This is a genomic window from Streptomyces beijiangensis (assembly GCF_017315755.1).
GTDB lineage: Bacteria > Actinomycetota > Actinomycetes > Streptomycetales > Streptomycetaceae > Streptomyces > Streptomyces beijiangensis.
In genome coordinates this window covers 1-203 of record NZ_JAFLRJ010001145.1, presented here as the reverse complement: position 1 = coordinate 203, position 203 = coordinate 1, and the positions used below count along the sequence as shown (strand labels likewise).

Sequence of the window (203 nt, the reverse complement as noted above, 5' to 3'; positions counted from 1 at the left end):
GCCCGGCCGCCGGTGGCCCTGGCCCAGGACGCGGCCAGGTGCTCCTGGGCGAGCTTGGTCGCCGCGTAGACATTGCGGGGGTCCGCCGGTGCGTCCTCGCCGACGAGGCCCGGCGCCAACTCGGCGCCGCAATGCGGGCACTGGGGCTCGAAGCGGCCCTCGTCGAGCGCCGAGGCGGCGCGCGGGCCCGGGCGGACCCGGCC

General features: G+C 80.3%; 1 pseudogene. It reads right to left on the bottom strand.

Annotated features, from left to right (window positions below):
* Positions 1-203, bottom strand: a pseudogene (locus tag J0695_RS40935) (NAD-dependent dehydratase); the annotation flags it as partial.